We start from the raw sequence: 25,340 nt of genomic DNA on the forward strand, positions 1-25,340 counted from the left end.
GGCCGTGATAAGAGCGTGAAACAACGCTTGTAGCCCTTGATGGGCAAGGGTATTCTGCCGAGGCCCTTTCTGATGGAGATAGAGATAACGTGGCACGCTTTTCCCCCCTGATGGCATCGCTTCCCCTGCTGGCTTCCCTGATGGGCGCCACGTTTCATGCCGAGGCCAACAATCAGCTTCCCGACATCGGCACGGCCGGGGTGGCGGCCCTGCCCATCGAGCAGGAAGTGCGTTACGGCAACGCTTTTATGCGCTTTGCTCGTGCGGGTTTGCCGATCATCGATGATCCGGTGCTGAGCCAGTACATTGACGATCTGGGTCAGCGACTGCTGACCAACGCCGATGGGGTGCGTTTCCCGTTTACCTTCTTCCTCATCAATGATCCCAGCATCAACGCGGCCGCTTTCCTCGGCGGGCGAGTCAAGGTGCACACCGGCCTCTTCCTCTACGCCGACAGCGAGAGCGAGCTGGCCTCGGTACTGGCCCACGAAATCACCCATGTGACTCAGCGCCATATCGCCCGTTACATGGAGGCGCAGGCGAGCAGCTCTGCAGTGACCCTGGCCGGTCTGGTGGGCTCCATCGCGCTGGCGGTGATCAACCCGACTGCCGGTATCGCCGCGCTGCAGACTACGCTGGGCCTCTCCATGCAGTCGGCCATCAACTACACCCGCGACAACGAATATGAAGCGGATCGCATCGGCATGAAGACCCTCTATGATGCCGGTTTCGACCCCATGGGGATGGCCAACTTCTTCCAGAAACTGGCTGCCGAATACCGTTACGCCAGCAAGCCGCCTGAAATGCTGCTCACTCACCCGCTGCCGGAGACCCGGATCAGCGAGGCCCGCGCTCGGGCGGGCAGCTATGGCCGCCGCGACTTGCCGCCCAGCCTCGACTTCTGGCTGGCCAAGGTGCGGATTCAGGTGCGTTTTGGTACCGATACCCCGCAGGGGCTGCTGAGCTACTTCGATACCCGGATCCAGAAGGGGGATTACCCGCTCAAGGATGCCGCCATCTATGGCAAGGCGCTGGCGCTGATCCAGCTCAAGCGCACCGACGAGGCTGATACCCTGATGCAGGAGCTGGCGGCCCGTCATCCGGAAGATCTCTTTATCGTCGATGCCCAGACTGACATCGATCTGGCCAAGGGGCGCAGTGCCCAGGCCATTGCGCGCCTCGAGAAGTTCCGCAGCCGGATGCCGGACAACGAAGTGGTGGTGGTCAATCTCGGCAACGCCTACCTCGAGAGCGGCAACTACAAGAAATCCATCGCCATCCTTGACCCCTATGCCCGTGCCCATGAGGAGAACAATCTGGCCTGGAACCTGCTGGCTGATGCCTATCGCAAGGCAGGCAGAATGACCGAGCTGCATATGGCGCGGGCCGAGATGCTCTCGCTGCGCGGGGATTATCAGGCAGCCATCGACGAACTGATCGTGGCGCGCGGTACCACCAGCGACCGGATGACTCTGGCTCGTCTGGAGGCGCGCATCACCGAGCTGGAGCGGGCCAAGAAGGATCTCGACAGCCTCAAGGGCTAACGAAACTGGTTTTGGCCAAGCAAATAAGGGCGCACTATGGTGCGCCCTTGTTGTTTATGGCGGTGGCGTGATGTACATGACGGTGATTGCAGCGATGGGCTAGTGACGCATGCTGCTGGCGGTCGCCTTGAGCATCTCGATCTGCTGCTGGTCGAGCTCGCCGACCAGCGTCTTCTTGAGCTTGCCCTCGCTATCAAGCAGATAGCTGGTGGGCAGGCCGCTTGGGTGAGGGAATGGGAGGCTGGCATCTTCATTGGCAATAAGGAGCGGCACCTTGATGTGATACTGCGCAGCCAGCTTGTCCAGCTCTGCTGGCGTGGTCGGGTCGTAGTTGATGGCCACCACTGTGATCTGGCCTTCTGCCGCCAGCGCGTTGAGGCGCGGCATCTCCCGCAGGCAGGGGGCGCACCAGGGGGCGAAGTAGTTGACCAGCAGCGGCTTGCCGGCAAAGTGGCGCAGGCTGACCGACTGCCCTGTTGCATCGGTAAATTCGGGGGCGGGTGTGCAGGCGCCCAGCAGGCCAGCCACAATCAGCCAACAAATTCGTTTCAATTCCTTTCCACTGCCGCTTACCCTGACCATCACTTTCCCCTACAATAGCGCCGTTTCTAATCCCATCTTGCGATTAATCAGGGAGTTACCATGAGCGAGACCCAAATCTACCACAATCCGCGCTGCTCCAAGAGTCGCGAAACCCTGGCCCTGCTGGAACAGCACGGGATCGCCCCTGATGTGGTGCTCTATCTGGAGCAGGCCCCGAGCGAAGATGAGATCCGCAACCTGCTCTCTCTGCTCGGTTTTAGCGATCCCCGCCAGCTGATGCGCACCAAGGAAGAGCTCTACAAGGAGCTGGGATTGGCCGATGTCAGCGGTGATGCCCTTATTCGCGCCATGCACCAGCATCCCAAGCTGATCGAGCGCCCCATTGTCATCAAGAATGGTCAGGCCCGTATTGGTCGCCCACCGGAGCAGGTGCTGGAGATCCTCAAGTGAACACCCGCTTCGCACGTTGGCTGACCCTGGTCGGCTTCTTCGGCCTGCTTGGCTGGGTCATCCTCTGGCATCTGTGGCTGTCGCCCCATCCGGACCTCAACCCCTGGCTGCTGCCGGTGATCTGGACGGTGCCGCTGCTCTTCCCTCTCAAGGGGATAGTGCAGGGCAACCCCTACACCCACGCCTGGGGCAACTTCGTGTTGATGCCCTATTTCCTCCACGCCCTCACCCTGATCACCACGGATGAGGGGGAGCGGTGGCTGGCGGTGGTGGAACTGCTGTTCACCACTCTCGCCTTTATCGGCACCATCTATTACGCCCGACTGCGTGGTCGCGAACTTGGCTTAAGCATTCGCAAAAAGAAAGACGAAGCCAACTGATGACAAACGCCCCGCAAGGGGCGTTTTTTATGGGGAAGCAGCTCTATCCAGAGGGATCACTGTGCCCCTTGGGCTGCCCGATATTGGGCCAGCTGCTGCAGGCTAAAGTCCATCAGCGCGGGATAGAAGCGCAGAAATCCCGCCTCGCATGTTTGCCACTGCGATTCATCGAGGAGTTGCAGCGCCTCTCCCAGTGGTACCGGGCGGCGCAGTCGGCGACCGATGCCATTCAGCGCTTGCCCCAGCCCCTCCCTGTGGCGGTAGGAGGCGAGCCAGTTCTGCTCGGCCATCCGTTTGAGGGGGAGTGGCAGTCCGTCCGGCAGGCGTGGGTGATCGGCCAATAGCTGGTCATAACTGCGTTGCAGGAAGCGGGGCAGGGGTTCGGTACTGACCAGCTCCCAGTGCTGGCTCAGCCAGTGGTCGTAGATCATATCCACCACTATGCCGCCAAAGCGGCGCCAGGGGGCCTCGAAACAGGCGACGGCCGCCTTGTGCTCGGGGTGGCTGTCGGTGAAGGCATCAATTTTGCGGTGCAGCCAGATCCCCTCATCGAAGTGGGCGGCAAGCCCCGTGGGCAGCGTGCCTTTGACGAAATCGCCGAGCAGATTGCCGGTGAGGGAGCTTCGGGTGTGGGCAGCCAGATGGAGATGGGCCAGAAAATTCATCGGTCGCTGTGGGTCTGTTATGGGATGGCAAGGTGCTTCGAGCCTAACGGATCCCGCCCGCCTTGACCATGTCGGGATTTTGCTACTGCCTGGCGGCTGCCTCTTGCCGGGCAAAATTCGGGCGTGCTAAGGTGATTCCATCTTTGTCACAGGACGCGACAAACCACCATGATGCGCAAAGCCAGAGGCTTTTTTCTGGCCTTCTACTTCAAGCCTTTCTATCTCTCCGAGTGGTTCGACGAATAGATCGAACCTCTGGAGCAGTTCACTGACGCCCGCTCGGGCGTGATCTTGCTCATCCAGATTTTGCCGCTTTTGGTCATCGCATGCATTCGCCTGCGGTGCCTTGTCCGCGCCTGTGCGCTTTTTATGTAATGGAGTACTCAAGATGAAGATCAGACTGACCCTCTCAGCCCTGTTTGTTGCCAGCCTGCTGGCCACCCCCGCCATGGCCAAGGAGTGGAAAACCGTGCGCTTCGGGGTGGAGGGGGCCTACCCGCCCTTCTCCTGGACCGATGCGTCGGGCGAGATCAAGGGGTTTGATATCGATCTCGCCAACGCCCTCTGTCAGCAGATGGCGGTCAAGTGCGAGCTGGTGGCGCAGGATTGGGACGGCATGATCCCGGCCCTGCTGTCGCGCAAATACGACGCCATCATCGCTGCCATGTCGATCACCGACGAGCGGCGCCAGAAGGTCGATTTCACCGAGAAATATGCCCATATTCCCAATCGCTTTGTGGCGGCCAAGGGGACCGAGCTGACGCTGACCCCGGAAGGCATGGCGGGCAAGCGCATCGGGGTGCAGCGTGCCACCACCCACGACAAGTACCTGACCGACAATTTTGGCTCGAATGTCACCATCGTCCGCTACGGCAATGCCGATGAGGCCTATCTCGATCTGAAGGCGGGTCGGGTGCTGGCTCTGCTGGCCGATGCCTCTGCCATCGAGCAGGGGCTGCTTGGCAAAGAGGGGGGCGACAAGTTCGATTATGTGGGGCCCACCCTGACCGATCGCCAGTGGTTTGGTGATGGCATGGGGATCGCCGTGCGCAAGAGCGATAAGGAGCTCAAGGGCAAGCTGGACGAGGCGATAAAGGCACTGCGTGCCAATGGCACCTATCAGCAGATCAACCAGAAGTACTTCAAGTACGATATATATGGTGGTTGACGGGGGGAGGGAGCTTGCTCCCTCTCTTTTCATTGGGCAAGCGACAATCGTGCAAGGAGGATCGCCATGTTGACCCTGATCGAGGGGGCCGAGATCTTCAGCCCCACCCACCTTGGCCAGCAGGATCTGCTGGTGGCCGATGGCCGTATCGCCTGGATGGGCAAGGGGTTGACGGTGCCCACAAACTGGCCGCTGCACAGGGTCGGTGGTCGAGGCCGCTATCTGGTGCCCGGGCTGGTGGATCCGCTGGCCCATATCACGGGGGGCGGTGGTGAGGGGGGCTTTGCTTTTCGCACCCCTGAACTGGCGGCGAGCGAGGCGCTCAAGGCCGGCGTCACCACCCTGGTGGCGGCGCTCGGCACCGATAGCCTGACCCGCTCCCCCGCGCAGGTGCTCGGCAAGGTGCGCGAGTTTCGCGCCGCCGGGGTGAGCGCCTTTATGTATACCGGCTCCTACCATCTGCCTGTCAAAACTCTGACCGGTACGGTGGAGTCGGACATCATCCTGATCCCCGAGGTATTGGGGGTGGGGGAGGTGGCCATCAGTGACCACAGATCCAGTGCGCCGACCCACGATGAGCTGGCCAGGCTTGCCAGCGAGGCGCGAGTGGCCGGGCTGCTTGCGGGCAAGAGCGGGGTCAGCTTCTTCCATGTCGGGGATGGCAAGGGGGCATTGGCGCCCCTGCGGGCCCTGCGCGATGAGACCGATATTCCGCTGCGCCAGCTCTATCCCACCCACTGCAACCGCAACCCCTGGCTCTTTGCCGAGGCCATCGAGTGGGGCAAGGCAGGAGGTTGGGTCGACCTCACCACCTCGAGCTTTCCCGATCTGCTGGAGGATGGCGAGCGGCTTGCCGCCGATGCGCTCGTCGAGCTGCTGGCCGCCAATGTGCCTGCCGAGCGCATCACCTTCAGCTCGGATGCCAACGCCAGCCTGCCGCGCTTTGATGGCGAAGGGCGGCTAATCGAGATGCGCTGCGGCCAGATTGCCAGCCTGTGGCAGCAGTGCGTGCGCGCGACCCGGCTCGGTGTCTCGCTGGAGAAGGCATTGGCCGCGGTGACGAGCAATCCGGCACAGGCGCTGGGGCTCGGCAGCAAGGGGCGTATCGGGGTCGGGCAGGATGCGGATCTGCTGCTGGTGCACGACCGGACGTTTGCTATCGAACGGGTGATGAGTGGCGGCCAATGGCGCGAATAAGGCTGCGGGCAATATCGCAGCCAGTGCGAGTGCGTGGTTGCTCCAAACAGCAAAAGCCCGACAACAAGGTCGGGCTTTTTTATCTGCAATGTGGGAATCAGGCTTAGAGCGCCAGAAACCCGAGGATCAGGATGGGGCCGAGCAGGCTCAGGATAAAGCCGGAGACAATGGCCACCGGCACCACCTGAATGCCCCCTGATTTCTGGATAACCGGCAGGGTGAAGTCCAGCGCCGTGGCGCCGCCGTAACCGATGGCCGCCGAAGGGTGGCGTCGCATCAGGACCGGGATGATCAGAATGGCGATAAGCTCGCGCCCAAGATCGTTGATAAAGGCAGCAGAACCGAGCACCGGCCCCAGTTTGTCGGCCACCAGAATGCCGGAGAGCGAATACCAGCCGAAGCTCGAGCTCATCGCCAGACCATGGGTAAAGGGCATACCCAGCAACTGGGCCGCCAGCAGGCTGCCCAGCCAGCTGCTGAGGATGACGGTGGCGGCTATCTTCATCCCCCAGGGGTTGAGCAGGATCTGGCGCAGCCGCATGCCGGAGTTGCGCATCTGCACCCCGATGAGAAACAGCAGCAGCATCAGGGCCCACTCACTCCACTTGTCGATGGGCAGTGCGCGCAGATCCACCAGTAGACCCAGCAGCACGCCGCCGAGCACCACAAAGCAGAGCTGCAGGGATTCCCACAACAGGTGCAGCTTGCCCGGCATCTTGGCATCGCTCGCCTCGTGGGTCGGCGGCGTGCGCTTGTCGAGCCACCAGAGGGCCAGCAGGTTGCAGAGCGTGATCGCGGTGAGCATCACCCCGGCGACCTTGAAGATCACCGCCAGATTGCTGCCCAGGTTCTCCACATAGGCAAGCCCGAGCCCCATCAGAAACAGAATGAGGTAGACCATCTTGCCCAGACTCTGGTTGACCAGCTTGATCAGCCGGGCAGAGGAGAGGGGGATCAGATAGCCGATTGCCAGTGGCAACAGGATCAGCAACACATTGAGCAGCATCGAGGCCTCGATCACAAAAACTGATAAAAACACCACCTTATCATTACTTATTGGCTCTGTGTCACATATCTCTCGCTTTCATGGTCAAAAACAGCCCTTTTGGGGGCTAATTGTTACTTTTTTGCCACAACCTCTCTGTTTGATAAGGTTCTGTGCGAGCCCGAGTGCACCAATGAAATCAAGTTGATCCGATCTTGGGGTCTGATATTTCGCTCTGCAAGGGTCTGCATAAAGCCATTTTGGTGCCGGTTTGGCACACATCACGCTTTTCTCTTGCCACTGATATGATTGGGGTATAAAAAGGCGGTATCGGAACAGCCATTGAAACGGCTGTTTATGCAAACAAAGTGCTGAAAAATACGCAAAGAGCGAATAAAAATAGAGCGAATCCTCTGAAGACCCTCGTTCTGTATTGTTTTTTCACTATCCGGGTGATATTTTCGCTGAAGGTTGCCATCGGTTAACTTTTTGTTAAATGGACGATGGTTGAGTCACGCCCCTGCGGCGTCTAGGGACAGACAAGGTTGTAATGGATGAGCGACGTTGCCGCACTGGAAGTACGTGATCTGCACAAATATTTTGGCACCCACGAAGTGCTCAAGGGCATCGACATGACCGCCCACAAGGGGGATGTGATCTCCCTTATCGGCTCCTCCGGCTCGGGGAAGTCGACCTTTCTTCGCTGTATCAATCTGCTTGAAACCCCCTCATCCGGCACCGTCTCGCTCCATGGCGAGTTGATCCGGATGAAAACCAGCCGCGCCGGCGAGCGGTTGCCCGAGGATATGCGTCAGGTGGAGCGGATCCGCAGCCGACTGGCCATGGTGTTTCAAAGTTTCAATCTCTGGTCACACATGACCATCATGCAGAACATCATCGAAGTGCCGATCCAGGTGCTCAAGGTGCCTCGCGCCGAAGCACTGGCCAAGGCAGAGCAACTGCTCAACCGGGTTGGACTCTGGGAGCGGCGCGACTACTATCCCGGTCACCTCTCCGGTGGTCAGCAGCAGCGGGCCGCCATTGCCCGTGCGCTGGCGGTAGAGCCCGAGGTGATGCTGTTTGACGAACCCACCTCGGCGCTGGATCCCGAGCTGGTGGGAGAAGTACTTGGCCTGATGCGCGAGCTGGCCGAAGAGGGACGCACCATGCTGGTGGTGACCCACGAGATGTCGTTTGCCCGGGATGTATCGAACAAGGTGATGTTTCTGCATCAGGGGCGGGTGGAAGAGGAGGGCAACCCCAAGGAGATTTTCGCCCATCCCAAATCCGAGCGGTTCAAGCAATTCATCTCCTCCATCTACTGATGGCGGGATGCCTGGTTACCCAATCAACTGTTTTATCAAGGAGAGATACATGAACAAGCTGATGCTGGCGACAGCCGTAGTCACTGCCCTCGCGTCCGGTAGCCTGATGGCCAAGGAGTGGAAAGAGGTCCGGATCGGGGTTGAGGGTGCCTATCCCCCCTTCTCCTGGACCGAGCCCAGTGGCGAGGTGAAAGGCTTTGATATCGACATCGCCAACGCCCTGTGCGAAGAGATGAAAGTGAAGTGCACCCTGGTCAAGCAGGACTGGGACGGCATCATTCCTGCGCTGCTGTCGCGCAAGTTTGACGCCATCATCGCCACCATGGACATCACCGAAGAGCGCAAGAAGAAGGTGGACTTCACCCAGAAGTACCAGCACATTCCGGCCCGCTTCGCCGCCAAGAAGGGCACTGACGTGCAGCTCGACAAAGCCTTTATGGAAGGCAAGTCCGTCGCGGTGCAGCGTGCGACCTCCATGGATACCTTTATTACCGACAACTTCCCCAATGCCACCATCAAGCGTTACGGCACCGCCGATGAAGCCTATCTCGATCTGAAATCCGGTCGTGTGGACTATGTGCTGGCCGACTCTGCCGCCATCACCGACGGTCTGCTGAAGAAAGAGGGGGGTGATGCCTTTGAATTCGTCGGCCCGAAACTGACCGATCCCAAGTGGTTTGGCGAAGGCGCCGGTATTGCAGTGCGCAAGGCTGACAAGGATCTGAAAGAGAAATTCAACGCCGCCATTCTGGCGCTGCGTGCCAACGGCAAGTACAAGGAAATCAACGACAAGTACTTCGAGTTCGACGTTTACGGAGAGTAAAACAAAGAGACGTTTACGGCGAGTAAGTCCAAAGACGTCTACGGCAAGTAACGACAGGTTGATCCCGTCAGTAGTCATCGGGCCCGTCACCTCCCTGAGGGAGTTTACGGGCCCGCATTGATTGCAATGGAGCTGCACATATTTCATTCGGACTGCTATGGAGCCTTCTGGTTAGCAGGTGCGTGAAGATTCAGTGGCGATGGAGCTGCATATGTTTGATTTGAAAGGATACGAAGCCTCGCTGCTGGAGGGCGCCTGGGTCACCCTGGAAGTGGCGCTGGCCTCCCTGCTGCTGGCGTTGCTGCTGGGGATGCTGGGGGCGCTGGCCAAACTCTCTCCCTACAAGTGGGCCAGGGCCATCGCCACCGGCTACACCACCATCATTCGCGGCATCCCCGATCTGGTGCTGATGATGCTGCTCTTCTTTGGCGGCCAGGTGCTGATCAACGGTATCTGCACCTGGGTCAACGAGACTTACAACAGCTGGTTACTGGAGAGTAATCCCAATCAGGAGTGGGTCTCCCTGCTGCCGGACTATATCGACATCAGCCCCTTTGTGGCCGGTGTCGCGACCATCGGCTTTATCTTCGGCGCCTACATGACCGAGACCTTTCGCGGCGCCATTCTGGCAGTGGACAAAGGCGAACTGGAGGCCGCACGGGCCTTTGGCATGCGGGCAACCCAAGTGTTTGTGCGGATCCTCTTCCCCCAGATGATGCGCCACGCCCTGCCGGGGTTTGGCAACAACTGGCTGGTACTGCTGAAAACCACCGCGCTGGTCTCCATCATCGGCCTTGATGACATGGTGCGCAAAGCCTCGCTGGCGGCGGGCTCGACCCAGCAACCCTTCACCTTCTACATGGCGGTGGCGCTGATCTTCCTGATCTTCACCGCAGTCTCCACCTCGGCGCTCAAGTGGGCCGAGCGTCACTATGCCATCAAGACGAGGTAAGCCATGGATTTCTCAATCATTCTCAAAGAGTGGCCCACCTACTGGGAGGGGCTCTATACCACCGTCTGGCTGGTGGCCCTCTCTCTGATCCTTGGGTTGATGCTGGCGGTGCCCATGGGCATCCTGCGCAATAGCCGCAACTGGCTGATCAAGGGGCCGATCTGGGCCTATATCTACTTCTTTCGCGGCACCCCGCTGCTGGTGCAGCTCTTTATCATCTACTACGGCGCCGCCCAGTGGGAGTGGCTGAAGAACAGTGCCGCCTGGTCGCTCTTCTCCGAAGCCTGGTTCTGTGCGCTGCTGGCCTTTACCCTCAATACCGCCGCCTATACCGCCGAGATCGTGCGCGGGGCGGTACACAATATGCCGCGTGGCCAGATTGAGGCAGCCAACGCCTTTGGCATGACCCGCTGGCAGACCCTGACCCGGATTATTTTGCCCAACTCGTTTCGTCGGGCACTGCCGGCTTACAGCAACGAGGTGATCTTCATGCTGCAGGGCTCGGCGGTGGCGGGCATCATCACCATCGTCGATCTGACCGGCGCGGCGCGGATCATCAACTCCCGCTACTACAGTCCGTTCGAGGCGTTTTTGACCGCAGGGCTGCTCTATATGCTGCTCACCTTTGTCATCGTCTGGCTGTTCAAGAAGTGGGAAGCGCGCTGGCACGCTCACCTGCGCCCGCGCAATGTGTAAGGGTTGAGCTGCCAAGATGAGCGAAAATGGCTCCGCCTGTTGCAGGCGGGGCCATTTTTTATCTTTATCCTCTGCCCGCCCGGTTTGCCAAATAGTGCCCGAGCAGGGAGAATGCAGCACTCCCGAGCGCAGTCAGTCGTTGGCTGCGTGCTTTATCCCCCAGTTCCCGAGGTTTTATGTACCGGATATTGTTTGAGCATCCCGCTTTCCTGGTTATCGACAAGCAGCCCGGCATCGGCATGCATGACGAGAAGGGCGACTGGGAGTCGGTCAATCCGGGACTGGTCAATCGCGTGAAGGCCGATACCGGGCTCACCCTCTATCCGGTACACCGGCTCGACAAGATGACCTCCGGTCTGGTGCTGCTGGCCCGCACCACGGAGGCGAACCGTGAGCTGAGCATGGCTTTTGCGGCCCGTGAGGTGAGTAAACAGTATCTGGCGCTCTCCGATCGTAAACCGAAGAAGAAGCAGGGTTGGGTGAAGGGGGATATGCAAAAGGGGCGCGGCGGCAGCTGGATGCTGGCGCGCACGCTGGATAATCCTGCTATCAGCTGGTTCGATTCACTGTCGGTGCGCGAGGGGGTGCGGCTCTATCGCATCAAGCCGCAGACCGGCAAGACCCACCAGATCCGGGTTGCCCTCAAAAGCATCGGCGCCCCCATTCTCGGGGATGAACGCTATGGCGGTACATCAGCCGATCGTGGCTATCTGCATGCCTGGCAGCTCAGCTTTACCCTGGCGGGCGAGCCCTTCGACTTTGTCTGCCCGCCCACGCAGGGGGCCGAGTTTGTCACCCCCGAGCTGACCGCGGCGATTGCCGCTCTTGCACCTTGAGGCTCCCATGATAAGCCGCTCGCCAGCTGAACCAGTGGTGCCGAAAGAGAGTGGGGGGAATCGAGAGTGCGGGGGGGCTGCGCGCTGGATCCTGGCCGACTTTGACGACACCCTGGCTCCAGGCGACAGCCACGCCGGTCTGCTGCGCTATATCCTGCGCCGCCGGATCTGGCCGCTGCTGCTGTTGCCAGTGATTGCGCTGGGTGGGTTGGTCTATTTGTTACCAAGTCAGCTGCTACCCAGCCAGCGGCGGCGCGGAATCTCCCTTATCTGGTGGGCCATCACGTTGGGGCTTTCCCCTTTGGACTGGCGCAAGCTGGTGCGCGCCTATTGCCGCACCAGGCCGGGGCTGTATCGTCAGGCTCGCGAATTGCTGCAAAGCGAGGGGGCGCGCTGCTGGGTGATCTCCGCCAGTCCCTGCGCGCTGGTGCGAGCCCAGCTCTATCAGCAACTGCCCGGCCAGTTGCCCCACCGGATCATTGGCTCGCAGATGCACTACCGTTTTGGTGGCCTGATGCCGCGCTTCTATTGCCACGGACAGCACAAGCTGCTGCCAGAGATTTGCGCCCTCGATGCCGAGCTGGCCTTGAGCGACAGCCTGCACGATCTGCCACTGCTGGGGTTGGGGGAAGAGGCGTGGCTGATCAATCCAACGCCTGTGCGACTGCAAAAGGCCCGGGCCTGCTTGCCCCATCTGATGGTCAAAAACTGGCAACTGTAAGCCAAAGCTGACAGCCATACTGATCGTCACCGTTTGATCCGCAGGGCTGCCGCTTGAATGTCACATTATATTTACATCTTTTGCTGCCAGCTGCGAAAAACTATCTGCAACCCGCCTCTTCTCTTCCTGCTACGCCCTGCTTCTAATGAAACAAGTTGTTAACACTTGCCGCGCCGCTGGGTGCTGCAATCCGTTTTAACCGAATCAAGAGCAAGGAGCGCCCGATGAATGCCACCTCTTCCGCCACCCACACCATCAATCCGTTAGGCACTGACGGTTTCGAGTTTGTCGAGTACACGGCCCCCGATGCCAAGGGGATTGCCGCTCTCAAGAGCCTGTTCGTTTCGCTCGGGTTTGCCGAGGTCGCCAAGCACAAACACAAACAGTGCTGGCTCTACCGGCAGGGGGATATCAACTTTGTGGTCAATGCCGAGCCCCACTCCCAGGCGGAGCAGTTTGCCAGCCTGCACGGACCGAGCGTTTGCGGCATGGCATTTCGGGTGAGCGATGCGGGTAAAGCCCAGCAGTACGCCATCGCCAAGGGGGCCAAGCCCTTTGTCGGCAAGATTGGCCCGATGGAGCTCAATATTCCCGCCATCTACGGTATCGGCGAGAGCACTCTCTCCTTTGTTGACCGTTATGGCGACAAGGGCTCCATCTATGACGTGGATTTTGTCTTCTACCCCGACTGGCAGGCCCGGATGGCAGAGGTGGATGCCGGTCTTATGGAGATCGATCACCTGACCCACAACGTCCATCGCGGCAATATGGATGTCTGGTCCAACTTCTACGAGCGGATCGGCAACTTCCGCGAAATTCGCTATTTCGATATCGAGGGCAAGCTGACCGGGTTGCATTCACGCGCCATGACCGCCCCCTGCGGCAAGATCCGCATCCCCATCAACGAGTCGGCGGATGACAAGTCCCAGATTGAGGAGTACCTGCGCCAGTACAAGGGGGAGGGGATCCAGCACATCGCCATGGCCTCCAGCGATATCTACCACACCATCCGCACCCTGCGCAGCCGCGGTACCGGCTTTATGCCGACGCCCGATACCTACTACGAGAAGGTGAACAGCCGGGTCGAGGGGCATCAGGAGGATCTGGCGGCCCTCAAAGAGCTGCGTATCCTCATCGACGGCTCTCCTACCAAAGATGGCATCCTGTTGCAGATCTTCACCGATACCGTGATAGGCCCGGTCTTCTTCGAGATCATCCAGCGCAAGGGCAACGAAGGGTTTGGCGAGGGCAATTTCAAGGCGCTGTTTGAATCGATCGAGCTGGACCAGATCCGCCGTGGTGTGCTGGATGGCGGCGAGGATGAGACGGGTGCCCGCAAAGAGGGAGCGAGCGATGCGTAACTGGATTAACTTCCCCCATCGGGAGGGGACCCACTCCCGGCAGGCCCATGCCGACCTGCCGGAACAGGCTATCTATGAGCGCGAGCTGGGGCGCAGCGGCTTTTTCGGCCCCGCCACCCACATGCACCACAAGCATGCCCCCACCGACTGGAGCAGTTGGGAGGGACCGCTGCGGCCACGGCTGTTTGACCTCAATGCCCTGCAAGAGGAGGTGAGTTCCCTCTCTCCCTGGGTGGCTCCCGACATTCTCAGCAACCCCCACTGCCGCTATCGCATCTGGCGGCTCTCCGAGGCGATGCCGTTTCTGGTGCGCAACGCCGACGGCGACGAGCTGCTCTTTATCCACGAAGGGAGCGGCGAGTTCTTCTGCGACTACGGCCACCTGACTCTTCGCGATGGCGACTACGTGGTGATCCCCCGTGGCACCATGTGGCGCATCGAGCCGACAGCGCCCCTGTTCATCCTGATGATCGAGGCGACCAACGACAGCTACCAGCTGCCGGACAAGGGGCTGGTGGGCAATCACGCCATCTTTGACCCGGCGGCGCTGGATGTGCCTGCCATCAACGAACGCTTTTTGGCCCAGCAGGATGAGAATCCCTGGTCGCTGCAGGTCAAACGCCACGATCAGGTGTCGGTCATTACCTGGCCCTTCAACCCGCTGGATGCGCAAGGTTGGCACGGGGACTTGTGCGTGGTGCGCCTCAACTGGCGGGATATCCGCCCGCTGATGAGCCATCGCTACCATCTGCCGCCGTCGGCTCATTCGACCTTTGTGGCGAGCCGCTTCGTGATTTGTACCTTCGTGCCGCGCCCCATCGAGAGCGATCCCGGCGCCCTCAAGGTGCCCTTCTATCACAGCAATGACGATTACGACGAGGTGCTCTTTTACCACGCGGGGGATTTCTTCAGCCGGGACAATATCGAGCGGGGCATGGTCACCTTCCATCCCGCCGGTTTCACCCACGGCCCCCATCCCAAGGCGTTTGCGGCGGGGCAGGCCTATGCCAAGAAGTTCACCGACGAGGTGGCGGTCATGCTCGATACCCGCGATGCGCTGAACGTTGGCAGTCTGTGCGAAGGGATCGAGAACACCCGGTATGTCTCCAGCTGGCAGCGACCGGACGCTGCTGCCGGCAAATAAGGAATCGCTTATGAAATTGGCAACATTGAACAATGGCAAGCGCGATGGCGTTTTGGTGGTGGTGAGCCGGGATCTGAGCCGGGCGGTACGGGTGAGCGAGATTGCTCCCACCCTGCAGGCCGCCCTCGACGAGTGGGCCGAGGTTGCCCCCAGGCTGGAGGTTGTCTATCAGCAGCTTAACGAAGGCCGCGTGGCCGAGGCGTTCGCCTTTGACGAAGCGTCTTGCCTCTCTCCGCTGCCGCGCGCCTACCAGTGGGCCGATGGCAGCGCCTACGTCAACCATGTGGAGCTGGTGCGCAAGGCCCGCGGCGCCGAGATGCCGGAGAGCTTCTGGCACGATCCGCTGATGTATCAGGGGGGCTCCGACAGCTTCCTCGCCCCCCGTGGGCCGATTGTCATGGGCTCCGAGGAGTGGGGGATCGATTTCGAGTCGGAAGTGGCCATCATCACCGACGATGTGCCGATGGGGGTGAGCCCGCAGGGGGCTGCCAGCCACGTCAAATTGCTGATGCTGGTCAACGATGTGAGCCTGCGCAACCTGATCCCGGGGGAGCTGGCCAAGGGCTTTGGCTTCTTCCAGTCCAAACCGTCCAGCGCCTTCTCGCCGGTGGCCATCACTCCGGATGAGCTCGGCGATGACTGGCGTGATGGCAAGGTCCATCTGCCGCTTCTGACCCACCTCAACGGTGCCCTGTTTGGTGCGCCCGAAGCCGGGGTGGACATGACCTTCAACTTCTTCGAGCTGATTGCCCATGCGGCCAAGACCCGCCCCCTTGGTGCGGGATGCATCATCGGCTCGGGCACCGTCTCCAACTACGATCGCAGCGCCGGTTCATCCTGCATCGCCGAGCGCCGCATGCTGGAAATTCTTGATTGTGATCAAGCTATAACCCCCTATTTGCAGTTTGGTGATAGAGTGTCGATCGCGATGGAAGATCGCTCTGGCCAAAACCTGTTTGGCACCATCTCTCAACGGGTGGTGCCAGCGAGCGGTCAGGGAGGTTGATGACCAGCGCCGGTTGGCGGCAAGGATATTCGGGATATTTCCGGATCACGACGAGCCCTCAACCGGTGCCGGATACACAAGGAGGCAGGTGGCGAGCACCTGCCGGGCTTCGGGCCCAGATAAGATGCAGGGACAGATTATGTTGCAGTTGTTTGGCTATTGGCGTTCGTCGGCAAGTTTTCGGGTAAGGATCGTGTTGCAGCTCAAGGGGCTCGCCTACGAGCAGCATCCCATCAATTTGCGGCAAGGCGAGCAGAGCGAGAAGGCCTATCGCCGGATCAATCCGCAAGGGCTGGTGCCGTTTCTGGTGGATGGCGATGTGCAGATCGGTCAGTCGGTCGCCATCATGGAGTACCTTGACGAGACCTATCCCGCCTACTCCCTGATGCCCTCTTCCCCCGACGCGCGGGCCCGAGTGCGCCAGATCGTCAATATGATCGCCTGCGATATCCACCCGCTCAACAATCTGCGGGTGCTCAACTATCTGGAAGAGCACTTCAGGGCCAACAACGAGCAGGAGGCCCGCTGGTATCGCCACTGGATTGACGAGACCTTCACCGCCCTCGAACAGCTGTTGATGACCACCGCCGGTGTCTACTGCGTTGGCAACGAAGTGACCCTGGCTGACTGCATGCTGGTGCCCCAGGTCTACAACGCCCGCCGCTACGACATGACCCTGGACGATTACCCCACTATCCGCCGCATCGTCGCCAATTGCGAACAGTTGCAAGCCTTTATCAAGGCGGCCCCCGCCAACCAGCCGGATGCGCAGTGACCTACTGACTTGAATCGCGGGATGGCGTCAGCACGCCATCCCGCGCGTTATATCTCCTCATCTTTTTATTCCCCTTCTGTATGCGCCTTGCGTGCCTTGTGTTGACGGCTGAATGTCGCCAAGGATCCTGCACTTGTCACACTTATCAACATTTTGCATCGATTGAGTCTTTATTGTTGGTGTTTTGGGCTGCCAGTCACACTCAAGTCAGTTGATTGGGCCTAGTATCGCCACGCCAGCGGGACAGCGGAAAGCAGAAATGCGCACAGGTCGCCTATCAGGGGGCCTGGCTACCTCCCTGGTTTCCATGGTTTATTCGCACTGCTCTTTTTCGTGTTTACGGTTTGATGGCCCGCACTGCCCGCCCGTGTCACCGCGCAGATCCCTTGTGACAGCGGCAGGTTGACTGGCGCGCCACCGCTTATTTGCAACCACTCTGTGCAACAAGGAGATCTTATGTATTCCTTCAAAAAGTGCGTCGTCGCACTCTCCATCAACCTTGCTCTCTTCTCGTCGGCGTTCGCCTGTACCACCTTGCTGGTCGGCAGTGAAGCCAGCGCCGATGGCTCCATGATGGTGGCCCGCAGCGCCGACAGCGATGCCCTGAAAGCCCAGCATTTCGTGATCCATCCGGCCAAGCAGGGGCAGAGCGGTATGCACAGCTCCAAGGCTCACAATGGCGCCAATGATTTCAGCTACCCCTTGCCGAAAAACTCCCTGCGCTATACCACGGTACCGAACTGGAAGACCCAGCTGCATGGCGCCACCGGGTTCAACGAGAAGGGAGTCGGGGTGAGCGGCACCGAGTCCATTTTTGCCTCACCCGAAGCGCTCGCCTTTGACCCCTATGTGGAAGATAAGGGGATCACCGAGGATGACATTCCCGATGTGTTGCTCTCCCGGTCCACATCGGCCCGCGAGGCGATCTCGTTGCTTGGCAACATCATCGAGACCATAGGCGCGGGAGAGGGATTTGGTGTCGCCGTGGTGGATGATAACGAGCTCTGGTATCTGGAGACTGCCACCGGCCATCACTGGATGGCGCAGCGTCTGCCGAAAAATCACTACTTTGCCACCGGCAATCAGGGCCGCCTGCAGCAGTACGATCCCGCCAGTGCCGATATGATGGGATCGAAAAATCTGATCGAATTTGCCACCGAGAAGGGGCTCTACCATCCGCAAAAGGATGAGGCGTTCAACTTCTCGAAAGCCTATACCCGTGATGACGAGCGGGACCGTACCTATAACGATCCGCGGGTCTGGACCATCCAGCAGATGTTCAACCCCTCGCTCAAGCAGGCGGTGGATGCCGGTCGTCAGTTCCCGGTCACCCTCGCCCCCGAGAAGAAAATGACGCTGGAGGAGGTCAAGGCGGTGCTGCGCAATCACTATGACGGCACCGAGCACGATCCCTACAGCAAGGGGTTGAACGGTCAGGAGCCGTGGCGCCCTGTCAGTGTGTTCCGCACCTACGAGTCCCACGTGATGCAGGTACGCCCCTGGATGCCGCGTGAGGTGGGGGAGGTGACCTATGTGGGCCTCGGCATGGCGGACTTGACCGCCTTCGTTCCCTACTACAGCGGTCTGGAAGCCTATCCGGCGCACTATGCCATGGGCAGTGACAAGGCCGACAGCGACTCCATCTACTGGAAATATCGCAAACTGCAGACCCTGGTGATGACCGATTACCCCAAATTGGCCCCCATAGTGAAGCAGGCGTACCAGAGCTGGGAGGCGAAGATCGCCAAAGAGCAGAAAGAGATGGAAGCCAGCTACCTGAAAACGGTCAAAACCGACAAGGCCGCCGCCAACAGCATGCTCAACGACTTCAATCTGCGGGTGATGAAGGAGGCGGAAACGCTGACCGACGATCTCACCAACCAGATCTTCACGGTGCGCACCCAGGATATTCAGACCGATATTTTCTTCGCCAACAAAGCGAAAAAGGACTGATTGCACCCCATGATGTGGTGGGGCGGCAGAGCGTGTCGTCATCCATGTCTTGAGTATGGTGATCTTCTCACTGTCACCTTTGTTATCAGAAGACGACATAACGAAAAGCCTTCACGGGAGTGAAGGCTTTTTTGCAGAGTGTGTTCAGATGAGCACGACGAAGTCTGTCTGGCTAAAAACGGTACTCGATATGGAGGGTATGGCTGTCCAGCCCCGGGTTCTTGTCATACATATAGGCGTTGGACATGTGCTCATACTGATAGCCGATCAGCCAATTCTTGGTGATGGCGTAACCGAGGCCGATACCCAGAGCGAACTGCAAGGGACCGCCGTAATCCTTGTAGCCGTGGCCGCGGGTGCCAAATTGATACTGATCGAGCCAGACCATTTCGCCGGGGATCCAGGTCACCCAGTTACCCCATTGGCATTCGATACGGGCACCGCCTCCCAGTCTTGCTGTCTCTTCATCTTCTACCTTGAGGGTACCGCCACGCACTCCCAATCCAAATTGACAGGCCGAGTCTCCCCAGCGCCAGAACATGTGGTGAAACTTGGCATCGGCGATCTTGATGTCAAGCTTTTCATTGCTGAACGCCTTGCCCAGCTGCAGGGCAAGAATATTGTCATTGGCCACGGCCCCTGTGCTGGTGAGCAGTGAAACCAGCAGGCCAATCCTTGATAGAGTGTTAGCGTCCATGCCCCCTCCAATGTCGTTGAGACCCTGTGGTGCCGATTCAATCGGACACATATCAGGCATAGTCAACAGGCAATAACCCTGTCAATCACGGCCAGAAAAACTAAAAAAAACCATGTTGGCGAATAAATGGTCTATCACTTTTATGTTCTCAATAACGGGGGAAAAACGGAGTCTGGCTGAACATTATTTGAACAGCTTGTTATGTGTGATGTTAATGGCGGTCACTTTTCAGGCAATGGCTGAGTGGATTGATGGGGATATCAGAGAGGTTGCCGAACTCGAATAAAGTATTGCCAACCATATTTTAATTGAAAGTTCAATGGATGTGACTCACAAAAATTAATTTCTTTTTGGAGGAGCGAGGGATAATTAAGAAATTTCTAAATTAATCTTGCTTGTCGTCAAAAATATTTACACCGTACGAATACATTTATTACCAATGCTGCTTTGAGTGTAAATCTTTTAAAAACAGAGTCTTGTGTCCCTCTTTGTCGTGTGAAGAATGCAGGTGAGTTTTTTGAGTGTTGACCCAATTGTGGCTTATTGATAGCATTCGAAAAAAATGAGAATAAGTATGATATACGTCACATTGTGACGTTCTCATGCACGGGGTGGGTGCTTACATTGCAATCAATTTCTGTCTGCTTTTTGAGCTGGCAGGCATCGTTATTTTCCCTCCTGTTTTAGTTTTACATCCATTTTGTCTGTTTTTTGTCCGGGAAGATGTCATTGCCGTGCGGTAGCTATGGCAAAAAAACAGTGTTTCGCATCAACATCGCTACATCTTTACAGCAATTGAGCAGCATTGCTCATTTTAGAGCTCATGCCTACTTCTGATGAGACTATTGCTGTTCTGTCTGAGATCCATCATATATCGTGTCTTGCTCGATTCACTCAGAACATTCTGAAATGTGTGCTGTAAATGGTAATTTTTTGAGCAAAGCCCTCTTGTTCAGACTGCCTGGTATCGCTTCGCAGTCTCGGCAGATTGTCTGTTGATGAGGAACTCAAAACCCGCTTTTGCAGTTGCAGGGCTGGGGATGAACAGCCACATGTCAGTTCGTTTTTTGGTCATGAAAGATAATGAGTCGATCGGCAATAGCGTTGCCAGACCATAAGGCGACCTGGCTTTAACAGTTCAACACTTGACTCCATGGGAAATATTGACACATGAATTTTGCAACCCGGTTATTGGCCATATCGTTAGCCATACAAGTTGGTGGCTGTGCATATGAGCCAAAGCAGGTAGAAGCGTCTCGTCCTCTCGTCAACCCGTCAGTTGCTACTGAATTGTATGCCATGCCTCCCGATCTGCAGCAGGCGCTGAATACACTGCCTCAAGGCGCTGCATTCAGTAGAAACAATGTTACCTATACCCTGGGGCAACGCTATGTTTCGGCTCTGGGTCTTGAGTGCGTTGAGTTGTTGTTTAACAGCATGCAAGGCCATTCGCAAAGGCGCGCGGCATGCAAGACTGAAGAACAATGGTATCTGATACCTCAACTGGAACAGACCTCTGTCAGCAACCTTCTTGCTGAGCAATAAAATGAAGGCACATGTTTTGAACAAAATGAAAATTTATCAGCTCGGCACACTTCTGTTTCTCATCAGTACATCCTGCGCAACCATGGCCATTGCCGCCCCGGATTTAGCGCAAGCAAATGGATCATCATTTGGTTACACCCTTTCAGGAAAGGCTGCTGAAAACACCGGCACCCAGCTTGGTGGTCAAGCAGCACTGAGTGGGCAGGCCAACACAAGTTCAACGACCGGGAGTTTTACTCAACAGAATCGTCAAGGGATGTTGTTACCCGGTGAGGCAGATGTACGTAAATTACTGCCCCTGGCAGAGGCTGGATTACCTCCTCCCTATGGCGCCAATCTGTTTGCCGGTGGCTATGAGACCGAACGCAGCGATGGCTTGAATGACAATTATCTGATAGCGCCAGGGGACAAGCTTAATATCTGGATCTGGGGTGCCGTCAATTTTTCAAATGTAGTGACGGTAGATAATCAGGGCAATATTTTCATCCCTGATGTCGGCCCGATAAATGTCAAGAATGTACCTGCCAGCCAGGTCAATAATCTGGTGACCAGCAGGATTGGCGATGTTTTTACAAATAATGTCAATATCTACGTCAACCTGCTGACAACAACTCCCGTGAGTGTGTTTGTCACTGGCCCGGTAATACGGCCAGGCCAGTATGCGGGTCAATCCTCTGACAGTGTGCTCTATTTTCTAAAGCGGGCTGGGGGGATCGACTCGGAGCGCGGCAGCTATCGTCAAATAAAGGTATTACGCCAGAACCAGGTCATCCAAAAAATCGATCTGTATGAATTCATGCAGCAGGGCAAAATGCCCAAGCTCTCTTTTAAAGATCAGGATGTCATCCTAGTAGAGCCACAGGGCCCGATGATAAATGTCGCGGGCAAGGTTCGTAATCCCTTCCGTTTCGAATTGACTCAGCGTAATACGCTAGGCTCGGAGCTGGTTAACTACGCACTGCCGCTTGCCAAGGTGAGTCATGTCGGGGTGATAGGTGACCGTCCAAGTGGTCCATTCTCCATCTATTTACCTTACAAGGATTTTGCCAGCCTCCAGCTTAAGGATGGTGACAAAGTCTTGTTCAATGATGACATGCATGCACAGGTTTATGATGTGCAGGTCGCTGGTAGCTATATGGGGCCCTCATATTTCACTGTGCGCAAGCAGACCAAACTGCATGAGCTGCTCAACCATATTCCCATTGACCCACAGCTTGCCGATTACCAATCCATCTACCTGATGCGCAAGAGTGTCGCTGCGCGGCAAAAAGAGATGTTGGAAGAGTCGCTCAACCGGTTGGAACGCAGTGTGTTTACTGCTCCTGCCAGCTCGGATGGTGAAGCGTCGATCCGTGCCAAAGAGGCTGAACTGGTGATGCGCTTTGTCGAAAAGGCCAGAAAAATCCAGCCTCTTGGCAAGGTGGTGGTCGCAGACAAGGGGATTGTTGCGAACATTCAGTTGGAACAGGGTGACCAGATTGTCATACCGAACAGAACGGACCTGATCCAGGTCGGTGGGGAAGTATTGATGCCGCAAGCTGTGGTCTATAACGCCAATGCAACTCTCGATGACTATGTGGCCTGGGCGGGTGGATTTACCGAGCGTGCGAATGACCAGCGGATTGCCGTGGTTCATGCCAACGGGTTGGTGGAGTTTAAAGATAAGGGGAGTGTCCAGCCCGGTGATCAGATCCTGGTGTTGCCCAAGGTCGACAGCAAAACCATGCAATCGGTCAAGGATATTACCCAAATCATCTATCAGATCGCCGTGGCTGCTAACGTAGCAATTAAGTAAGCCGCTTCTTGATGAGAAAAAGCAGACTCGCCAACGGGCGAGTCTGCTATGGGTAAAGCGAACTAATGAATAAACCGATTCTTAATCAAACGCCGCGCACATCCCTGCAGGTGTTGCGAGATGTTGTCTTTGGCCTGCTTATTCGTGAGCTTAAAACCCGCTTTGGTAGTTATCGGTTGGGTTATGCTTGGGCACTACTGGACCCTCTGCTGATGATCGGTGCCTTTAGCCTGATCTTTGGCTTGCGCGGTCATAGCGGATTTGGCGGAGCGCCAGCACCACTCTTTATCACCGCAGGGTATCTGCCTTTTCTCTTTTTTAAAAATGTGGTGAGCAAACTGCAAACGGCAGTTAGCTCCAATATGGGGCTGTTTTGCTACCGTCAGGTCACCCCATTCTCAACCTTCATCGCTCGTTTTATGCTCGAAAGCATGGTGGGGATGATGGTGGGAGTAATACTGGTCCTAGGGTTACTCTGGCTGGGCTTTGATGCCATCCCCGCCGATCCGCTGCAGGTGATACTTATCTATCTGCTGCTGATGATATTCTCGTTTTCTCTCGGTATTGTTTTTTGTGTGATCTGCAACCTGATGCAAGAGGCCGACAAGTTTCTCGGTCTGCTGATGATGCCATTGATGTTTATCTCTTGTGTCATGTACCCGCTGGCCACTATTCCGGCCCAATATAGGCATTGGTTTTTATGGAATCCGCTGGTGCATGCCCTCGAGCTGATTCGCAGTGGCTGGATTGCCGGCTATAGCAGCCCATATGTCAGTTGGGAGTATCTAGCGGCTGTCACCCTGATACTGCTCACCTTTGCCATGAGTTGCTATCGGTTAAGCCACCGTCGCTTGATTGCAAGTTAAAGTGAAACCAGATGATCGTTCTTGATTCTGTTACCAAGTACTACCCGACCAAATTTGGCCGTAATTATGTGCTGCGCGATGTCTCGCTCACTTTGCCCCAGGATCGCAATATCGGCATTCTGGGGGTCAACGGGGCGGGCAAATCGACCCTGCTACGACTGCTCGGGGGCATGGATATGCCCAACCGTGGCAAGGTGAGCCGGCATTGCCGGGTCTCCTGGCCACTGGCATTGGGGGGGGGCTTTCAGGGCAGCATGACGGGGCGTGAAAATACCCGTTTTGTTTGCCGTATTCATGGGGTGCGCGAGACGGCTGCTGTTGAGGAGTGGGTCAAGGAGTTCTCGGAAATCGGTCAGCATTTCGAGCTGCCAATCAAGGGATACTCCAGTGGTATGCGTTCCAAATTTTCCTTTGCGGTTAGCATGGCCTTTGATTTCGATATCTATCTGACTGACGAAATCACTTCGGTGGGGGACGCTCGTTTTAAGCAGAAGTGTATCGATGTTTTTAACCAGAAACGTGAAACTGCCAGCCTGATTATGGTGTCGCACGATATGAAAAACCTGCGTCAGCAGTGTGATATGGGCATTTTATTACGAAATAGCAGATTGGAGGTATTTGACAATATCGACGATGCGATCCGTATTTATCAAAATCTATAATAAGCACAATTAAACATGACACAACCTATCAGAATTGAAAAGCCATCACGCTTCGTGCGGAAGCTTCGCAAACTTGGCAAAGAGCCGAAGCGTTTCTTCATTGATTCCAACGGTTATAAAATCGCCCACAGGTCTTGGCAACAGAGTCTGAAACTGGGCAGCTTTTTGTGGGTTGTAGCCTGCTTTACCATGGCATCGATCTATTTTGGCGGGATTGCTTCAGACCGTTATGTCAGCCGAAGTGACATCATTATCAAGCAGGCAGATCAAATCAAAATGTTGCCCGATGCCCTGTCTATGCTGGGGCTGGGTGGTAGCAATCATCAGGACGTATTGCTGGTACAAGAGTACCTGCGCTCTTGGGATCTGCTGGCCAAGCTGGATCGCGAATTGGCGCTCAAAGCGCACTACCAAAGCCATGATGCCGACTTCTTCTCCCGTTTATCGGGGGAGGCGACCCGCGAAGAGTTTCTTGAATATTACCGTGATCACCTGACCTTGCGTCTTGATGAACTCTCCGGGGTATTAACTATCGAATTGCAGGCTTTTGATCCCGTATATGGCCAGCAGGTAGTGAGCATGATGCTGAAAGAGGCGGAAGGTTTTATCAACAAGCTGGGCCACCAGGTCGCCATGGATCAGCTTGCGTTTGTCGAGCAAGAGGTTAACCGTTCCCATCAACGCTTGCAGGCAGAGAAAGCCAAGGTACTGGCGTTTCAAAATAGCCATCAGCTAATCAGCCCGGAATCGACCAGCACTGCACGCCTTGGTGTGGTCAGTGAAATTGAAGCCGAGCTGGTGCGCCAGCAGGCAGAATTGAAGCAATTGCGCAGTTATATGAAAGAGAGCGCACCAGGGGTGGTATCGGTGCAAAGTCGTGTTGATGCATTAAGCAAGCAACTGAAACAGGAAAAGGCGAAATTGACCACCAATGATGCCGGTGCTGGCACTCAGTTGGCACCTGAGGCAATGAACGAAATCACTGCCCAATATATGGATCTGAAAACCCAGGCCACTCTGGCTGCTGATCTCTACAAGACGGGCCTTATCAGTCTGGAGCAAGCCCGCGTTGAGGCATATCGCAAGCTGAAACACCTGCTGGTCGTGACGCAGCCAACCTTGGCGGAAGAAGCCGAATACCCACGCCGCTTGTATAACCTGGTCACGATTGGTGTTCTGCTTTGCCTCTTCTATGGCCTGATTGTTATGGGGCTGGCGACCTTGCGTGAACACCAGGATTGATAAGGTGAT

25 protein-coding genes are annotated in these 25,340 nt (G+C 57.0%); 21 read left to right on the plus strand and 4 right to left on the minus strand.

Translation table 11 applies throughout. The features are described from left to right. Positions 1–89 precede the first annotated feature (89 nt). On the plus strand, positions 90–1,544 hold the full coding sequence (locus tag G5332_RS05115; protein ID WP_367948260.1) for a M48 family metalloprotease: 1,455 nt from the start codon (positions 90–92) through the stop codon (positions 1,542–1,544). A gap of 99 nt (positions 1,545–1,643) precedes the next feature. On the opposite strand, the gene G5332_RS05120 is transcribed toward G5332_RS05115, so the two are convergent. Next, positions 1,644–2,126: a TlpA family protein disulfide reductase gene (locus G5332_RS05120; RefSeq protein ID WP_421249504.1), complete on the minus strand. Its 483-nt coding sequence runs from the start codon at positions 2,124–2,126 to the stop codon at positions 1,644–1,646. A 60-nt stretch (positions 2,127–2,186) separates the two neighbouring features. On the opposite strand from G5332_RS05120, the gene arsC reads away from it, so the two are divergent. Both arsC and G5332_RS05130 read left to right on the plus strand, forming a co-directional pair. Next, positions 2,187–2,537, plus strand: a complete 351-nt coding sequence (gene arsC / locus G5332_RS05125; RefSeq protein WP_040066495.1) for an arsenate reductase (glutaredoxin) — start codon at positions 2,187–2,189, stop codon at positions 2,535–2,537. After that, positions 2,534–2,917: a DUF2069 domain-containing protein gene (locus G5332_RS05130; RefSeq protein WP_421249503.1), complete on the plus strand. Its 384-nt coding sequence runs from the start codon at positions 2,534–2,536 to the stop codon at positions 2,915–2,917. The genes arsC and G5332_RS05130 overlap by 4 nt, the downstream gene beginning before the upstream one ends. A gap of 56 nt (positions 2,918–2,973) precedes the next feature. On the opposite strand, the gene G5332_RS05135 is transcribed toward G5332_RS05130, so the two are convergent. Beyond that, positions 2,974–3,582, minus strand: coding sequence for an ACP phosphodiesterase (locus G5332_RS05135; protein ID WP_421249502.1), 609 nt, complete (start codon positions 3,580–3,582; stop codon positions 2,974–2,976). A 388-nt stretch (positions 3,583–3,970) separates the two neighbouring features. On the opposite strand from G5332_RS05135, the gene G5332_RS05140 reads away from it, so the two are divergent. Both G5332_RS05140 and iadA read left to right on the plus strand, forming a co-directional pair. Then, a complete protein-coding gene (locus G5332_RS05140; protein ID WP_421249501.1) occupies positions 3,971–4,750 on the plus strand; it encodes an ABC transporter substrate-binding protein in 780 nt (259 codons plus the stop codon). A 66-nt stretch (positions 4,751–4,816) separates the two neighbouring features. Continuing rightward, positions 4,817–5,947, plus strand: coding sequence for a beta-aspartyl-peptidase (gene iadA, locus G5332_RS05145; protein ID WP_421249500.1), 1,131 nt, complete (start codon positions 4,817–4,819; stop codon positions 5,945–5,947). A 103-nt stretch (positions 5,948–6,050) separates the two neighbouring features. Here iadA and G5332_RS05150 read toward each other — a convergent pair whose 3' ends face one another. Next, entirely contained in the window at positions 6,051–6,953 is a 903-nt protein-coding gene (locus G5332_RS05150) for a lysine exporter LysO family protein (RefSeq protein ID WP_258720452.1), read from the minus strand. A 533-nt stretch (positions 6,954–7,486) separates the two neighbouring features. Here G5332_RS05150 and G5332_RS05155 point away from each other — a divergent pair. The 11 genes from G5332_RS05155 (at position 7,487) to G5332_RS05205 (ending at position 18,524) form a co-directional block, all read left to right on the plus strand. Beyond that, positions 7,487–8,257 (plus strand): ABC transporter ATP-binding protein, encoded by a 771-nt coding sequence (locus G5332_RS05155; protein WP_005337310.1) that lies wholly within the window; start codon positions 7,487–7,489, stop codon positions 8,255–8,257. Positions 8,258–8,306: 49 nt separating this feature from the next. After that, positions 8,307–9,080, plus strand: a complete 774-nt coding sequence (locus G5332_RS05160) for an ABC transporter substrate-binding protein (RefSeq protein WP_005337307.1) — start codon at positions 8,307–8,309, stop codon at positions 9,078–9,080. Positions 9,081–9,291: 211 nt separating this feature from the next. Beyond that, positions 9,292–10,032: an ABC transporter permease gene (locus G5332_RS05165; RefSeq protein WP_005352911.1), complete on the plus strand. Its 741-nt coding sequence runs from the start codon at positions 9,292–9,294 to the stop codon at positions 10,030–10,032. 3 nt (positions 10,033–10,035) lie between these two features. Next, on the plus strand, positions 10,036–10,728 hold the full coding sequence (locus G5332_RS05170) for an ABC transporter permease (RefSeq protein WP_005337302.1): 693 nt from the start codon (positions 10,036–10,038) through the stop codon (positions 10,726–10,728). Between the two features lie 176 nt (positions 10,729–10,904). Beyond that, complete coding sequence (locus G5332_RS05175) at positions 10,905–11,564, plus strand: TIGR01621 family pseudouridine synthase (RefSeq protein ID WP_421311160.1); 660 nt, start codon at positions 10,905–10,907, stop codon at positions 11,562–11,564. Between the two features lie 7 nt (positions 11,565–11,571). Continuing rightward, the gene (locus G5332_RS05180; protein WP_421311161.1) at positions 11,572–12,285 is read left to right on the plus strand and encodes an HAD family hydrolase; all 714 of its coding nucleotides are present in this window, start codon (positions 11,572–11,574) and stop codon (positions 12,283–12,285) included. 224 nt (positions 12,286–12,509) lie between these two features. After that, the gene (hppD, locus tag G5332_RS05185) at positions 12,510–13,646 is read left to right on the plus strand and encodes a 4-hydroxyphenylpyruvate dioxygenase (protein ID WP_421311162.1); all 1,137 of its coding nucleotides are present in this window, start codon (positions 12,510–12,512) and stop codon (positions 13,644–13,646) included. Further along, on the plus strand, positions 13,639–14,790 hold the full coding sequence (locus G5332_RS05190; RefSeq protein ID WP_110302312.1) for a homogentisate 1,2-dioxygenase: 1,152 nt from the start codon (positions 13,639–13,641) through the stop codon (positions 14,788–14,790). Before hppD ends, G5332_RS05190 begins: the two co-directional genes overlap by 8 nt. 10 nt (positions 14,791–14,800) lie before the next feature. Continuing rightward, on the plus strand, positions 14,801–15,796 hold the full coding sequence (locus tag G5332_RS05195; protein ID WP_421259288.1) for a fumarylacetoacetate hydrolase family protein: 996 nt from the start codon (positions 14,801–14,803) through the stop codon (positions 15,794–15,796). Positions 15,797–15,935: 139 nt separating this feature from the next. Next, a complete protein-coding gene (gene maiA, locus G5332_RS05200) occupies positions 15,936–16,571 on the plus strand; it encodes a maleylacetoacetate isomerase (protein ID WP_005361400.1) in 636 nt (211 codons plus the stop codon). Between the two features lie 456 nt (positions 16,572–17,027). Next, positions 17,028–18,524, plus strand: coding sequence for a C69 family dipeptidase (locus G5332_RS05205; RefSeq protein ID WP_421259287.1), 1,497 nt, complete (start codon positions 17,028–17,030; stop codon positions 18,522–18,524). Between the two features lie 172 nt (positions 18,525–18,696). Here the strand turns inward: G5332_RS05205 and G5332_RS05210 are convergent, their stop codons facing one another. Continuing rightward, on the minus strand, positions 18,697–19,221 hold the full coding sequence (locus G5332_RS05210; RefSeq protein ID WP_216953357.1) for an acyloxyacyl hydrolase: 525 nt from the start codon (positions 19,219–19,221) through the stop codon (positions 18,697–18,699). Positions 19,222–20,391: 1,170 nt separating this feature from the next. Between G5332_RS05210 and G5332_RS05215 the strand changes: the two genes are divergently transcribed. From G5332_RS05215 to G5332_RS05235, 5 genes are all read left to right on the plus strand, one after another. After that, positions 20,392–20,766, plus strand: coding sequence for a hypothetical protein (locus G5332_RS05215; protein WP_201996467.1), 375 nt, complete (start codon positions 20,392–20,394; stop codon positions 20,764–20,766). A 1-nt stretch (position 20,767) separates the two neighbouring features. Continuing rightward, positions 20,768–22,561 (plus strand): polysaccharide biosynthesis/export family protein, encoded by a 1,794-nt coding sequence (locus G5332_RS05220; protein WP_421311163.1) that lies wholly within the window; start codon positions 20,768–20,770, stop codon positions 22,559–22,561. A gap of 65 nt (positions 22,562–22,626) precedes the next feature. After that, a complete protein-coding gene (locus tag G5332_RS05225; RefSeq protein WP_216953358.1) occupies positions 22,627–23,427 on the plus strand; it encodes an ABC transporter permease in 801 nt (266 codons plus the stop codon). Positions 23,428–23,438: 11 nt separating this feature from the next. Further along, a complete protein-coding gene (locus G5332_RS05230) occupies positions 23,439–24,089 on the plus strand; it encodes an ABC transporter ATP-binding protein (protein WP_201989227.1) in 651 nt (216 codons plus the stop codon). A gap of 15 nt (positions 24,090–24,104) precedes the next feature. Continuing rightward, on the plus strand, positions 24,105–25,331 hold the full coding sequence (locus G5332_RS05235; RefSeq protein WP_421311164.1) for a sugar transporter: 1,227 nt from the start codon (positions 24,105–24,107) through the stop codon (positions 25,329–25,331). Positions 25,332–25,340 lie beyond the last annotated feature (9 nt).

Source organism: Aeromonas sp. 603757 (assembly GCF_049171255.1).
GTDB lineage: Bacteria > Pseudomonadota > Gammaproteobacteria > Enterobacterales > Aeromonadaceae > Aeromonas > Aeromonas veronii_A.

Bases quoted from the DNA above. Each gene is read 5' to 3' on its own strand.
- G5332_RS05175 (WP_421311160.1), top strand. From the start codon at position 10,905: ATGTACCGGATATTGTTTGAGCATCCCGCTTTCCTGGTTATCGACAAG.
- G5332_RS05195 (WP_421259288.1), top strand. From the start codon at position 14,801: ATGAAATTGGCAACATTGAACAATGGCAAGCGCGATGGCGTTTTGGTG.
- G5332_RS05215 (WP_201996467.1), top strand. From the start codon at position 20,392: ATGAATTTTGCAACCCGGTTATTGGCCATATCGTTAGCCATACAAGTT.
- G5332_RS05190 (WP_110302312.1), top strand. From the start codon at position 13,639: ATGCGTAACTGGATTAACTTCCCCCATCGGGAGGGGACCCACTCCCGG.
- G5332_RS05140 (WP_421249501.1), top strand. From the start codon at position 3,971: ATGAAGATCAGACTGACCCTCTCAGCCCTGTTTGTTGCCAGCCTGCTG.
- arsC (WP_040066495.1), top strand. From the start codon at position 2,187: ATGAGCGAGACCCAAATCTACCACAATCCGCGCTGCTCCAAGAGTCGC.
- G5332_RS05170 (WP_005337302.1), top strand. From the start codon at position 10,036: ATGGATTTCTCAATCATTCTCAAAGAGTGGCCCACCTACTGGGAGGGG.
- G5332_RS05120 (WP_421249504.1), bottom strand. From the start codon at position 2,126: ATGGTCAGGGTAAGCGGCAGTGGAAAGGAATTGAAACGAATTTGTTGG.
- G5332_RS05135 (WP_421249502.1), bottom strand. From the start codon at position 3,582: ATGAATTTTCTGGCCCATCTCCATCTGGCTGCCCACACCCGAAGCTCC.
- hppD (WP_421311162.1), top strand. From the start codon at position 12,510: ATGAATGCCACCTCTTCCGCCACCCACACCATCAATCCGTTAGGCACT.
- G5332_RS05150 (WP_258720452.1), bottom strand. From the start codon at position 6,953: ATGCTGCTCAATGTGTTGCTGATCCTGTTGCCACTGGCAATCGGCTAT.
- maiA (WP_005361400.1), top strand. From the start codon at position 15,936: ATGTTGCAGTTGTTTGGCTATTGGCGTTCGTCGGCAAGTTTTCGGGTA.
- G5332_RS05210 (WP_216953357.1), bottom strand. From the start codon at position 19,221: ATGGACGCTAACACTCTATCAAGGATTGGCCTGCTGGTTTCACTGCTC.
- G5332_RS05230 (WP_201989227.1), top strand. From the start codon at position 23,439: ATGATCGTTCTTGATTCTGTTACCAAGTACTACCCGACCAAATTTGGC.
- G5332_RS05205 (WP_421259287.1), top strand. From the start codon at position 17,028: ATGTATTCCTTCAAAAAGTGCGTCGTCGCACTCTCCATCAACCTTGCT.
- G5332_RS05220 (WP_421311163.1), top strand. From the start codon at position 20,768: ATGAAGGCACATGTTTTGAACAAAATGAAAATTTATCAGCTCGGCACA.
- G5332_RS05155 (WP_005337310.1), top strand. From the start codon at position 7,487: ATGAGCGACGTTGCCGCACTGGAAGTACGTGATCTGCACAAATATTTT.
- iadA (WP_421249500.1), top strand. From the start codon at position 4,817: ATGTTGACCCTGATCGAGGGGGCCGAGATCTTCAGCCCCACCCACCTT.
- G5332_RS05225 (WP_216953358.1), top strand. From the start codon at position 22,627: ATGAATAAACCGATTCTTAATCAAACGCCGCGCACATCCCTGCAGGTG.
- G5332_RS05160 (WP_005337307.1), top strand. From the start codon at position 8,307: ATGAACAAGCTGATGCTGGCGACAGCCGTAGTCACTGCCCTCGCGTCC.
- G5332_RS05165 (WP_005352911.1), top strand. From the start codon at position 9,292: ATGTTTGATTTGAAAGGATACGAAGCCTCGCTGCTGGAGGGCGCCTGG.
- G5332_RS05235 (WP_421311164.1), top strand. From the start codon at position 24,105: ATGACACAACCTATCAGAATTGAAAAGCCATCACGCTTCGTGCGGAAG.
- G5332_RS05180 (WP_421311161.1), top strand. From the start codon at position 11,572: ATGATAAGCCGCTCGCCAGCTGAACCAGTGGTGCCGAAAGAGAGTGGG.